9 protein-coding genes are annotated in these 12,156 nt (G+C 71.6%); 6 read left to right on the forward strand and 3 right to left on the reverse strand.

Annotation, left to right across the window (positions count from 1 at the left end):
• Positions 1-5: 5 nt before the first annotated feature.
• Positions 6-1,364 (reverse strand): cytochrome P450, encoded by a 1,359-nt coding sequence (locus AB0I81_RS00240; RefSeq protein WP_360647330.1) that lies wholly within the window; start codon positions 1,362-1,364, stop codon positions 6-8.
• A 221-nt stretch (positions 1,365-1,585) separates the two neighbouring features.
• Between AB0I81_RS00240 and AB0I81_RS00245 the strand changes: the two genes are divergently transcribed.
• The 3 genes from AB0I81_RS00245 to AB0I81_RS00255 all read left to right on the forward strand — a co-directional run bounded on the left by AB0I81_RS00245 (position 1,586) and on the right by AB0I81_RS00255 (position 6,214).
• The gene (locus AB0I81_RS00245) at positions 1,586-2,800 is read left to right on the forward strand and encodes a cytochrome P450 (RefSeq protein WP_360647333.1); all 1,215 of its coding nucleotides are present in this window, start codon (positions 1,586-1,588) and stop codon (positions 2,798-2,800) included.
• Between the two features lie 76 nt (positions 2,801-2,876).
• On the forward strand, positions 2,877-5,582 hold the full coding sequence (locus tag AB0I81_RS00250; protein WP_360647336.1) for a LuxR C-terminal-related transcriptional regulator: 2,706 nt from the start codon (positions 2,877-2,879) through the stop codon (positions 5,580-5,582).
• A gap of 59 nt (positions 5,583-5,641) precedes the next feature.
• Positions 5,642-6,214 (forward strand): hypothetical protein, encoded by a 573-nt coding sequence (locus AB0I81_RS00255; protein WP_360647339.1) that lies wholly within the window; start codon positions 5,642-5,644, stop codon positions 6,212-6,214.
• Between the two features lie 309 nt (positions 6,215-6,523).
• Here AB0I81_RS00255 and AB0I81_RS00260 read toward each other — a convergent pair whose 3' ends face one another.
• The gene (locus AB0I81_RS00260; protein WP_360647342.1) at positions 6,524-7,003 is read right to left on the reverse strand and encodes a MarR family winged helix-turn-helix transcriptional regulator; all 480 of its coding nucleotides are present in this window, start codon (positions 7,001-7,003) and stop codon (positions 6,524-6,526) included.
• Positions 7,004-7,251: 248 nt separating this feature from the next.
• Here AB0I81_RS00260 and AB0I81_RS00265 point away from each other — a divergent pair, with 248 nt between their 5' ends.
• A complete protein-coding gene (locus AB0I81_RS00265; RefSeq protein ID WP_360647345.1) occupies positions 7,252-8,088 on the forward strand; it encodes an NAD(P)H-binding protein in 837 nt (278 codons plus the stop codon).
• A 539-nt stretch (positions 8,089-8,627) separates the two neighbouring features.
• On the opposite strand, the gene AB0I81_RS00270 is transcribed toward AB0I81_RS00265, so the two are convergent.
• Positions 8,628-9,677, reverse strand: coding sequence for a TetR/AcrR family transcriptional regulator (locus AB0I81_RS00270; RefSeq protein ID WP_360647348.1), 1,050 nt, complete (start codon positions 9,675-9,677; stop codon positions 8,628-8,630).
• A gap of 327 nt (positions 9,678-10,004) precedes the next feature.
• On the opposite strand from AB0I81_RS00270, the gene AB0I81_RS00275 reads away from it, so the two are divergent.
• Positions 10,005-11,420, forward strand: a complete 1,416-nt coding sequence (locus tag AB0I81_RS00275) for an alpha/beta fold hydrolase (RefSeq protein ID WP_360647351.1) — start codon at positions 10,005-10,007, stop codon at positions 11,418-11,420.
• An 81-nt stretch (positions 11,421-11,501) separates the two neighbouring features.
• Positions 11,502-11,651: a hypothetical protein gene (locus AB0I81_RS00280; protein WP_360647354.1), complete on the forward strand. Its 150-nt coding sequence runs from the start codon at positions 11,502-11,504 to the stop codon at positions 11,649-11,651.
• The last annotated feature ends 505 nt before the right edge of the window (positions 11,652-12,156 follow it).

A 12,156-nucleotide genomic window follows, 5' to 3' on the forward strand; every position in this document is an offset into this window, starting at 1 on the left:
GGCGGTTATCCACGCGCTGTACGGGTCCGCCGGTGGACCGTCATGGGCAAGCGGTCGGGGCGTACGAGGGCCGTGGCGACCTCGCGCACCGGAGCGTCCCCTGCCGGCCGGAACGTCCAGTGCGCGCAGATCGCGGCGGTCACCATGGTGAGCTCGGTGAGGGCGAACAGCTTGCCGATGCACTGGTAGGCCCCGGCGGCGAACGGCACGTACGCCCCCTTGGGGATGCGCCCGGAGCTCTCCGGCAGCCACCGGCCGGGATCGAAGCGCAGCGGGTCGGGGAACCAGCGGGCGTCATGATGCAGCAGGTACGGGCTGTAGATGACCTCCGAACCCGCCGGGATGGCCATCCGGCCCACGCGCACCTCGGTCAGCGTGCGGCGCATGAACACCAGCGGCGTGCGCAGCCGGAGCACCTCGTTGATCACCCGGCCCAGGTATTCGAGTGCCGGCAGGTCGTCGAAGGTGACCGCCCGGCCGCCGAGCACCTCGTCGATCTCCGCCCGCACGCGCCCGGCCACCTCCCGGTCGCGGCCGATTTCGTACAGCACCCAGCCCAGCGCCGCCCCCGGCGCCTCGATCCCGGTCAGGGCCAGCGTCATCACCTGGGCGTGGATCTCCTCGTCAGGCAGGCTCTGTCCGTCCTCGTCGCGTACCGCGAGCAGGACGGACAGCACGTCGCCGCGGTCCTGCCCGGCCTGCCGGTAGTCGGCGATCACGTCGTCGATCGCGCCGTGCATCCTGGCCATCGCGCGCCGGAACCTGAGGTTGCCGGGGGTGGGGACGCGTTCCCACGCGGTCGGCAGCACGGTGCGCAGCAGCAGCCCGTGGGTGAGCGCCCGCATGCCCTCCTTGATCGCCTGGGCGGTGTCCGGGCGCGCGGTGAAGGCGAACAGGCTCCGGGTGAGGGCGGTCAGCGCCAGGTCGTTCATGACCTCGTCCATGGCGAGTGTCTGGCCGTCCCGCCACGAGTCGGTGACCTGTTCGGCCGCGGTCCGCATGACGGTGGCGTAGCCGATCAGGCGCTCGCGGGTGAAGACCGGCTGCAGCAGGCGGCGCTGCCGGCGGTGCTCGGCGCCGGACACGGTGGCGATGCCCTTGCCGAGCGCCGGCTCCAGCTTCTCGAAGATGCGTCCCCGCGTGTAGTCGAGGTCGCCCGGTACGAGCACCTCGCGCACGGTGTCCGGATGGGTGACGAGGTAGACGGGAAGCCGCCCGAAACGCACCTTGACGACATCACCGAACGCGGCGGCGGACGGCAGGAACTCCAGGGGCCGCCGCAGGACGGGCACGATGTGGCCGAGCAGCGGCCACGCTCCCGGCACGTCGGGAGGGCGGTGAGAGATCTCTTGGGCGAGGGCCATGGCGGCATCCTCCGGCCGGCTCGAACGGGTGGCTTGCGTCAAATGACTGCAATGACTGCCCGGGGACGAGGTTCCGGTGCTCCCGGGCGGCCGTGGTAGTCGCCGTAGGGTGAGGGCCGTACAACCACCGGGTGACAACATCCTGGCCTTGGACGCCGCCCACACCGGACCGCACAGTGCAGAGGACCGGATGCATCCCTGCCGCCCGTGCGAGGCCCGCCATGAACCTTCCGCCCGAGCAACTGCCCGTCCCCGGCGAACGTTCCGTGCGGACGGTCCGCCGGCTGCGCGACGAGGTGGGCCCGATCGCGCCCGTCAAGCTGCCCGGCGGCGTACCGGCCTGGCTGGTGACCGGCTACGACGCGATCACCGGCGTCCTGGCCGGCGACGACGTCCTCTACAGCAAGGACGCCCGCAACTTCACCGCGCTGCACGACGGCCGGATCCCCGCCGACTGGCCGATGCGCCAGGTCATCGAGGGCGAGCACCTCCTCATCAAGGACGGGGCCGACCACCGCCGGCTGCGCGGCCTGGTCAGCCGGGCCTTCACGCCGGCCCGCGTCCAGGAGCTCGCGCCCCGCGTCCAGGTGCTGGCCGAGGACCTGCTGGACGGCCTGCTGGCCGAGGGCGACGGGGCCGATTTGGTCCGCTGCTACACCGGCCCGCTGCCGATCATCGTGATCTGTGAGCTGTTCGGCGTGCCGCCCGCCGAACGCGCCGGGATCCGCGCCTGGACCCAGGTGCTCGTCTCCCACGACGCCACGCCCGCCGACGCCGCGCGGGCGGGGGCCGCGCTGCTGGCCTACCTGGCCGAACACGTCGAGCGGCGGCGCAGCGACCCCGCGGACGACCTGACCACCGGCCTGATCAGGGTGCAGGACGCGGACGGCGACCGGCTGTCCGCCGACGAGCTGCGCTGGATCCTCTGGTCGGTCATCGTGGCGGGCCACGAGACCACCATGCACCTGATCGCCAACGCCGTCGTCGCGCTCTGCGCCGACCGGGACCAGCTCGACCGGGTACGGGAGCGGGGGGACTGGGCCGCGGCGGTGGAGGAGGCCCTGCGTGCGCGCAACTCCGTCGTCAACACGGTGCCGCGCTACCCGCTGCGGGACGTGCGCATCGCCGGCGTGCGGGTCGGCGCGGGTGAGGCGGTCGTGGTCGGGTTCGGCGCGAGCGGCACCGACCCCGCCAGGTACGGTCCCCAGGCCGAGCGGTTCGACGTCGAGCGGCGGGCGCAGCCGCATCTGGGCTTCGGCAGGGGGACGCACTTCTGCCTCGGCGCGCCACTGGCCAGGCTGGAGGCGCGCATCGCGCTGTCGACGTTATTCACCCGCGTGCCCAAGCTGCGCCTGGCCGTACCGGAGGAGGAACTCCTCTACACCTCCTCGATCATCACGGAGGGCCCGCGCGTGCTGCCCGTGCTGCTGACATGACGCCTTCGGGCAACCGCTTGCCGTGAAACGAACGGTCCCGCGTTCCGCCGCGCACGATGGAGTAAAGTCACTGCTCGTGCGGACGCTCTGGGGACGCGAACGGGAATGCACCGTCCTGCGGCGTCACGTGACGGAGCTGCCGGACGCGGGCGGGGTGCTCGTCGTGCGCGGCGGGGCGGGCGTCGGCAAGTCCTCGCTGCTCTCCGTCGCCGCCGAGGAGGCGACGGAGCACAAGGTGGAGCTCGTACGGGTGGTCGGCATCCAGTCGGAGTGGCACCTGCCGTTCGCGGCCGTGCACACACTGCTCGGGCTGCTCGGCGTCGATGAGCCGCCGGTGGCGGGCGACAGCGTGGACCATTACCGGTTCCGGCTGTCGCTGGCCCTGCTCGGCGCGCTGACCTCGCGTTCGGAGCGGCGGCCGCTGCTGGTCCTGGTGGACGACGCCCAGTGGCTGGACACCCCGAGCTGGGAGGCCCTCGCCTTCGTCGGCCGCCGCCTGAGCGCGGACCCTGTCGCGCTGATCCTGGCGCTGCGCGACAGCTCGGAGACCGAGGCGCGGCTGGTGCGGCTGGCCGACGGCGACGGGCTCGCCGAACTCCAGGTGGGGCCGCTGTCGGAGCAGGATTCCGCGTCCTTGCTCGACGAGAGCGCCCCCCGGCTGGATCGGCGGCTGCGCGCCAGGATCCTGGCAGAGGCGGCCGGTAACCCGCTCGCCCTCCATGAGCTGGCCGCGACCGTCGCGCGGTCAGGTGAGACCGGGCTGCTGTCGGGCTCGCTGCCGCTGACCACGCGCCTGGAACGGTCGTTCGGCCGGTCCATCGCCGAGATGCCCGCGCCGACCCGCGCGCTGCTGCTGGTGACCGCGTTCGACGACGATGGCCGGCTCGACCAGGTGCTCGCCGCCGCGACCGAGACGGCCGGCGTCCCGGTGACCGTCGAGCACGCGGAACCGGCCGTGGCCGCCCACCTGGTGGACGTCGACGACGGCTTTCTCATCCGCTTCCGCCACCCGTTGATGCGCTCCGCGCTGAAGCAGGAGGCGACGCTGTCCCAGCGCCAGCAGGTCCACGCCGCGCTGGCCCGCGCGGTGAGCGATCCGGAACGCGCGGTACGCCACCGCGCCGCGGCCGTCGTCGGCACCGACGAGCACGTGGCCGCCGACCTCGCCGGGCTCGCCGATCGATTACTCAAACAGGGCGCGGCGGGAGCGGCGGCCCCCCTGTGGGTGCAGGCGGCCCGGCTCACCGGCGACGCCCGCCTGCGCGCGAGCCTGCTGCTCCGGGCGCTGGAGGCGACGCTGGAGGTCGCCGACCACGAGCAGGCGGCCCAGATTCTGCGGGACATCGCCGCCCGCGACCTGCCCGCCGAGGACCAGACGATGTTGCAGTGGCTGCAGGAGGTGGCCGGCGGCGGCTGGTCCGGCGCCACGCGACTGCTCGGCCACGTCACCGCCGCCGAACAACTCCGCCGGGCCGGCCACGACGAGCGGGCCCTGTACGTCGTGCACCGCGTCGCCGTGCGCAGCTACTACTCCAGCCCCGGCCGGGACGTGCGAGAAGCGATGATCGGGCTGCTCGACCGGCTCGACCTGCCTGCGCTGACCCCCCGGCTGGTCGCCACGCTCGGCCTGATCGCGCCGGTCGAACGCAGCGCCCAGGTCATCGAACGGCTGGAAGCCATGCAGGGCGGCCCCGGCCTCAACGGCATGGACCTGACGGAGCTGGCGGCCGGCGCGGTCGCCGCGGGCGCGCTCGGCCCGGCCACCAGGCTGGCCGCCGACGCCGCGGCCGCCAACCGCCGGCAAGGCAATCTCGTCTCCCTCACCTGGGCGCTCGCCTACCAGGCCTGGTGCGCCGTCCAGCTCGGCAACCCCTCCCTGGGCCGGGTCGCGGCGGCCGAGGCGCACGAACTCGCCGTCGAGACCCGGCAGCTCAACTACGTCTATCCCAACATGCTCAACCACGGGCACGCGGAGGCCCTGCGCGGCGACTGCGAGGCCGCGCGCGCCATGGCCGAGGAGTGCGAGCGGAACCTGCTGTCCAAGGGCGCGCACACCATGCTCGCCCTGGTGCAGGTGGTCCGCGGTGTCGCCGCGCTGGCCGAGGGCCGGTACGCCGAGGCCCATGACGAACTGGACCAGATCTTCCGGCCGTCCGCGGCCGAATACCATCCGTTCGTACGGTTCTCCGTCATCGCCCACCTCGCGGAAGCCGGCCTGCACTGCGACCGCCGTGACCTGGTCGCGGCCCGCATCCGCGAGCTGACACCCTTCGACGAGGCAGGCGCGCAGCCGGTGCTGCGCGTGGCCCTGCGTTGCGCACGGGCCCTGGTGGCAGAGCAGGAGGAGGCCGAGGCGGAGCTGCGGACGGCACTGGAGAGCGACCTGTCCGCATGGCCCTTCGAACGAGCGCGCCTCCAACTCGTTTACGGCACCGTGCTCCGCCGCCGGCGACAGCCGGCCGCCGCCCGGCCGGTGCTGCGTGCCGCCGCGGGCACCTTCGACGCGCTCGGCGCCCGTCCCTGGGTCGAGCGCGCCCATCGTGAGCTGCGGGCCTCCGGCGAGACCCGGCGCGGCGTGCCGTTCGGCATCGACCATCTCACCCCGCAGGAGTTGCAGGTCGCGCGGCTGGTGGCGCAGGGGCTGAGCAACCGGGAGATCGGCGAAAGGCTCTTCCTGTCGCCGCGGACGATCGGCTCCCACCTGTACCGCATCTACCCGAAGGCGGGTGTCGGCTCCCGCACCGAGCTGGCGACCGTGATGTCCGGCAGTTACCTCGTCTGACGTCAGTCGCCTACCGTCGATCTGGAGGCAGCCATGGACATCGCGGTCTGGAGGCAGCTATGGACATCGCGGTCTGGCTGAGCGGCCTGATGGCTCTGGCGGGAGTCGGGCTGGGCGGTCTGCTGGCGTCCCGGGCGCAGGAACGGGCCTGGAAACGCGAGGAACAACGACGCTGGCGGGACGCGCGCCGCACGGCGTACGGGGAGTTCGTGGCCGCGGTCAGGGAGTATCGGTCATTCGTCTCGCGGCCGGACGCGCGGGTCGAGGTGTGGCTGCGCCCGGACGGGACACGTCTCATCCCCGCCATAGGGCCGGAGGGCGCTGAGCACCAGACGAAGATGGAGGCGTCCTTCACCGCTGTCCAGATGGTCGCCCGAGACCAGGAGACCGTGAACAAGGCCCATTACCTCGCCGGCCTCGCACGCCGGGTGGCGGTCGCTCGTGCCGTCCACCGGCCCGGTCAGGTGCCGGGCGATCTGGATGAGAGCCTCTTCACCGCGGAGCACGACTTCCTCAACTCCGCGCGCCGCGACCTCGGCCTCCTCGACATGGACGAAGTGCCCTTCCCCGAGGCTCTCTCGGCCATCGACGACACCTTGAGGGAGGCGTACCGGCGTCAGGCCCGGCCGTGATGGCGGCGGATGTGCGCGGTGAAGGCCCGCGGGTGATCGCGCAGAAACTCCGCGGTGGACGGCGCTTTGATGTCGCCGTTCTCGTCGAACGGTTCGTTCGTGTGCCGGATGTAGGGCTCGGGCTGGCCGAGTACGGGTGAGTTGGTGAAGGCCAGGACCCGGCCACGGCCGTCGCGGAGCCCGGTGCCGCGAAGGAAGAGGACAGCGCTCGGGGGGAGGTCGCCCGCGTACCCGTAGAGCGGCGGCCATATCCGAAGGCGACGCCTGACCAGTGTCTTTGCGCGGATCCACGCTGTGTGGTTTCCGGCTTCAGCGGTTACGGACGTCGTTCTGGTCGATCGCGGAACACACGCGCTCGCCAATGGCGGTCAACTGACGCTGCTGGGCAGGGGTGAGCGCGTCGAAGACGAGCCGACGTGCGGTGGCGACGTGGCCCGGCGCGGTGCGGGCCATCTTCTTCCGGCCGGCCGGTGTCAGCGACGCGAAGCTGTAGCGGCTGTCGTCCGGATCGGGGATGCGCTCGATCCAGCCCTTGTCGTTCAGGCGGCGCAGCAGGTGGGAGAGGCGGGAGAGAGAGCTACCGACGGCGGTGGCGAGGTCTCTGGGGCGCAGGGTGCACTCGGGCGCCATGCCGAGGACGGCCATGACGTGGTACTCGAAATGAGTCATTCCGGCGTCGCGCTGCAGTTGGCTGTCGAGGGCGGCGGGCAGGCGGCTGGCGAGGGTCACGAGCGCGTGCCAGGTGCGCGTTTCGCCTTCGTCCAGCCACTGCGGCTCAGTTGCGTCCATGACTCGATTCTATCCGCGTACGCCGAGGCGAAGGCCACCAAGCAGGTTGTCTCTTCAAGCTCATCAGGTTGACGCTTCAATCTGGAGCTGCCTATCATCAGCTTGAACATTCAAGCTGTTGGAGGGTTCGCTTCAGCACCGGGACCACCCGGAAATCCGGTGATCTCCGGGTGAGGTGCCGGCCACGGCTCTGGGCCGAACACCGCCAACGCGATCAGCCACATGGACAACTCACTTGAGGAGCTCGTATGTACGTCGTTACCGGAGCCACCGGAAACATCGGACGCCCCCTGGTCCGGCTGCTGACCGAGGCGGGTGCGGAGGTCACCGCGGTGAGCCGGAACATCACCGAAGCGCCCGCAGGAGCCCGTGCCGTACGGGCCGACCTGACCGACCCCGCCGCGCTGAAGGCGGCCTTCAGCGCGGCCGATGCCGTGTTCCTCATGGCCGCGGGCGACCTGCTCACCCAGGAGGCGAAGCTCGGCGAACTCGTCGGGGCGGCCGGCGGCACGGGCCGGATCGTCGCGCTGTCTTCCCAGGCGGTCATCACCCGGCCGGACTCGCCGTACCACGGCGGGTTGGTCTCCGGGTTCGAGCGCGCCATCAGGGCATCGGGCGCCGAGTGGACGCTCCTCCGGCCGGGCGGATTCGCGACCAACACCCTCTCCTGGGCCGAGCCGATCCGCGCCGACCGCACGCTGTTCGCACCGTTCGGCGACGTGGGCATGCCGATCATCGACCCGGCCGACATCGCCTCGGTCGCCGCCGCGGCGATGCTCGAGCCCGGTCACGGAGGCCAGAGCTACGAGCTCACCGGACCCGAGCAGGTGTCGCCGCGGATGATGGCCGCGGCCATCGGCGCCGCGATCGGCGAGCCGGTCGAGTTCGTCGAGCAAACCAGGCAGGAGGCGCGGACCCAGATGATGACCTTCATGCCCGGGCCCGTCGCGGACGCCACCCTGGACATCCTCGGCAAGCCCACGCCGCGCGAGCAGCAGGTGAGCCGGGACGTGGCACGCGTGCTCGGCCGTTCCCCCGGCACATTCGCCAGTTGGGCCCAGCGCAACGCGGACGCCTTCCGATGACCGGTCCAGGCGAAACCCGCCGGCCACAAGCATGCCGGATCGCGGCGCCGATCGGAACACGTACCGTGCCCCGCCGAAGCCCGGCGTCCATGCGTACGCCTTGAGGAAGCCGTACGACAGCAAGGCCGTCGAAGGACTGCTGTTGCGTCGTCCGGGGCCTGGCGACGGCGGCGAGCGGGTCCCGCTGGGTGAGCGGGCCGGGTGAGACCGGCTCGGGGCTGTTGAAGTGCGGGCGGCTGGCGCGGGACGCCCCGGGCACGGTGGCGGCGGAGCGTGGCACCACGCCTGCCTGCGCGGCGCATCGTGGGCCCCATGACGACGAACGTGCCGCCGCAGCAGGCTGCCGCCGGACGCGGGCAAACTGGGGAGGGCGACCGCGACCCGATTGGACAGTCCTGGCGCGATGAGCTGCGGCCCTGGCCGATCTGGCGAGAACGATCCTCGCCACCCTGGAGTGACAAGTGAAGAGCTCACCCGCCCCCAGCAGGGCGGGTGGGCTCATGCGTGGCGCGCGGCGCCGCGTTCGCAGGAGCGACGGCTCAGCGCATGCCGTCGGCCAGCACCTGGTCGACGTGGTCCGGCATCTCCCCCGTCGCGGCCGCGATCAGCGGCACCAGGCCGCTCACTGCGGAGATGTGCTGCCCGTACGGCGGGCCGAACCCCACGTGCGGGGCGTCGGCGACCGGATCGTCGGGCAGATCGTTGCGCCACAGCTGCGCCCACCAGCTGCCCGTGCCCTCATCCCATCCCCACACGCTGCGGTTCTCCCAGCCAGGCAGGAGGAATCCGAAGGGGCCGGGGTTGTTCACGCTCGACGTCCTTTCGCCAGAGGGTGCCTGTGCCCGAGCCGGTGAACCAGCGTTCTCAGCGAGAGGTCTCTTGCGCTCCGACGGCACCCGCTGCCGGATGTCTTCTTCGAGGTTGCCCATCGCCATGCGGAAGATCTCCGACTGCCCGGCGCCGATGAACGACAGGTGTCCGAAGACCTCGAGCACCACCAGGCCGTGCAGGTGCCCCCACGCGCTGATGAACAGCGCGGCCGCCGGGGCGGGAAGGACCCCGAGCTCCTCATGCCCGGGCAGGCTCTCCAGGAGCCGGCGCAGTGCGGGGCTGAGCTCGGGCGCGTCGGCGCGGGCCAGCTGGTCGGCGGTGTAGCCGTCGAACAGGGCGCGGTGGAACACGGCGCTGATCCGTCGCGCCGCAGACGTGGTGGGGCCGTTCGGGGCAGCCCGGTAGCTCGGCAGCGGCGTCCCGTAGATGAGGTGGAACAGCTGGACGTTCTCCAGTGCCCACCCGCGGTAGCCCTCGGCGGCGACGAGCAGGGCGGTTGATCCCCGGCCGTGCCCGGCGCCGGCCTCGGCGGCCGCGGCGAGCTCCTCGTACGCCTCCACGATCAGCGGCGTCAGCAGGTCGCTCTTGCTGGGGAAGTAGTGATACAGCGCCTGCACCGTCATGTTCAGCTCGCGGGCGACGGCACGCAGAGACAGGGCGGCGGCGCCCTGGGCGGCCACATGCCGCCGAGCCGTCGCCAGGATCTCGGCCATCGCCACGGCGCGGCGCCGCTCGCGCACCGATCGCTGGCTTGTCACGCCCGCGCCTCCTCCTTGACGGTGTCAAGAAAACCTAGCACTGCTACGGCCGGGACAGTCGCTCGTAGCCTGGCGTGGCCATCACCGACCGATCCTATCCGGGGCGTTCCCACCACGCCCAAGCGCTCGGCGGCGCGGCCACGCACGCCGACCGCATCGGTCGTCCATTCCGTACGGGCGAATTCGACGACGCGGTCAGCCGAGAAACCCACAAGGGAGACAACGAAAGTGTTCCGAAACAATCAGATGAGCCGACTTCACCGGAGCCGGCGATGGACGCTTGCCGTCGCCGTGGCTGCCACAGCGACGGTCACAGTGGCAGCCACTGTGGCGACACCCGCAGCCGCGGTAGTGGCGCCGGCCGGGCGGCAGCACTCAACGCACCAGATCAGGTGGAAGGCCTGCACCGATCCCGTCTTCGCCGGCAAGCAGTGCGGCACGATGCGAGTTCCCGTGGACTGGTCGCGGCCTCGCGGCGCTCACCTCACGCTCGCGCTGGTCCGCCAGCCCGCGCTCGACCCCGCACACCGCATCGGCACGCTGCTGATCAACAACGGGCGCGGCCTGTCGGCGATCGAGCAGTTCCGGTACGCCCTCGAAGGAGTGACACAGATCGGTGGGGCGATGCCCCGGCGCTTCGACCTCGTCGCCGTCGACACCCGCGGCGCCGGGCACAGCACGCCCATCCGCTGCGCGCAATCGCTGAAGCCCGCCGGCATCAGCTACTTTCCCGAGAGCAAGGCAGCCTTCGACAAGCTGGTCGCCCATAACCGCACGCTCGGGCGAGACTGCGTGCGCCGCAACGGTTCCCTGGTAGCGCACATGGACCAGGCCGGCACCGCCCGCGACCTCGACGCCGTACGGGTCGCGCTCGGCGAGCGGCAGCTCAACTGGTACGGGATCGAATACAGCGATCTGCTCGGCCGCACCTACGCCAAACTCTTCCCCGGCCGCTTACGGACCATGGTCCTCGACACCGCCATCGACGACACGGTGCCGCCCGCGGACCGGGCACTCCAGGAAGCGGGTGCCGCGGAGGATGCCTTCAACCGGTTCGCTGACTGGTGCGCCACCTCGCAAGACTGCGTCCTGCGAGGGCAGGACGTGGCGGCCAGGTACGACGCGCTCGTTGACCGTGCGAACCGCCGGCCCATCCCCGCGGGAGCCGTGCGCCACCCCATGACCGGCGAGGACATCCAAGAGGCCACTCAGCCGCTCCTCCCGGTTGTCCAGATCGGCTGGCCGCGGCTCGCCGCAGCGATCCTCCAGGCGGAGTCCGGGGACGCCACCCTGTTCGCCACCGCCGGTGACCGGACGGCGCTCGATCCCGTGCACGCGCGGGCGCAGGCGTGCGCGGACGACCCGAGGCAGATCCGCTCGTTCGATCAATTGTCCCGGATGCAGCGACGGCTCGTCGAAAGGTCCCCGCATCTGGGTGGAGCAGTCTCCTCCGCCATCGCCCTGTCCGGCTGCATCGGCTGGCCGGTCCCGCCCCAGCCGGTGCCTGCCGGCAAGCCGGTAGGGGGCGCGCCACCCACGCTGATCGTGCAGTCCACGCACCAGGCCTTCGCACCGCACGCGGCGGGGTACGCCCTGGCACGCCAATTGCCCGGCAGCGTGGTCCTCAGTCGTGAGGGCGACGACTACAGCATGTTCGCGATCTCGCAGTGCGTCCGGGACGCGACCAATCGCTACCTGACCGAACGCGCCCTGCCTGCCCGGAACACCATCTGCACAGACTGATCTCCCCCACCCATGGCTTCCCGGCGAGCGACCTGGTCGCGGCGGCGATCCAGCCCGCCGGCTGGCCTGACCAGGCCCCAGTTGCCCACCGAAGACCCGGGCAACTGGGCCACGCACGCGAGGGCGTATCCGCTGGAGCGCCTGCCGGCGGACATGCGGGCCCCACGCCGTGGTGCACGAGCCCCGCCCGCGCTGACCTGGCTGGCCGACGGCACGGATGCGGCGGTGTAGCGGCGACTGCTCAAGTGGGAGGACCAGGTAGATCGTCAGGCTGGGCGCGCCCTGTCCCAAAAGGCGTCCCGAAACAAGCGCGCACCGCATCCCTTTTCGGGACTAGTTTCGGGACGGCTTCAAGAATCGTTTCCCGGCGCCACCGAGCGCGTCCTGATAGTGAGCGTTTTCGGGACGGCTCTCGAAGCGCCGCAGAGTGTCGGTGGCGTCGGATACCGTGCCGGTGCCCCGTCTGACCGGCCCAAGATTGGGGGCTCGATCGAAACGCCTCAACGAGGTCGTTGCAGACTTGACTCGGCGGCGATAGCACATCGACCCGCAGCCCGATGAGTCCAGGACCTCCGGCGCATCCCTCACGGGGTCCCGCCCGCACGCCCGCGCTCGGCCCCGGCCCCGCGCCGGTTCCCGGCGAGATCGGTAGCGTGGTCAGCGCGGTCGGCAACGGCACGATCCCGCTCTGCGCGCGGAACTACGCGACGCTGGGCAATTCCTTGCAGGTAACTGG

The sequence above is a fragment of the Nonomuraea sp. NPDC050404 genome (assembly GCF_040655495.1).
Taxonomy (GTDB): domain Bacteria; phylum Actinomycetota; class Actinomycetes; order Streptosporangiales; family Streptosporangiaceae; genus Nonomuraea.

What these genes read in the sequence shown, in the direction of transcription:
- AB0I81_RS00240 (WP_360647330.1), bottom strand. Translation starts at nt 1,364, where the DNA reads ATGGCCCTCGCCCAAGAGATCTCTCACCGCCCTCCCGACGTGCCGGGA.
- AB0I81_RS00255 (WP_360647339.1), top strand. Translation starts at nt 5,642, where the DNA reads ATGGACATCGCGGTCTGGCTGAGCGGCCTGATGGCTCTGGCGGGAGTC.
- AB0I81_RS00245 (WP_360647333.1), top strand. Translation starts at nt 1,586, where the DNA reads ATGAACCTTCCGCCCGAGCAACTGCCCGTCCCCGGCGAACGTTCCGTG.
- AB0I81_RS00260 (WP_360647342.1), bottom strand. Translation starts at nt 7,003, where the DNA reads ATGGACGCAACTGAGCCGCAGTGGCTGGACGAAGGCGAAACGCGCACC.
- AB0I81_RS00265 (WP_360647345.1), top strand. Translation starts at nt 7,252, where the DNA reads ATGTACGTCGTTACCGGAGCCACCGGAAACATCGGACGCCCCCTGGTC.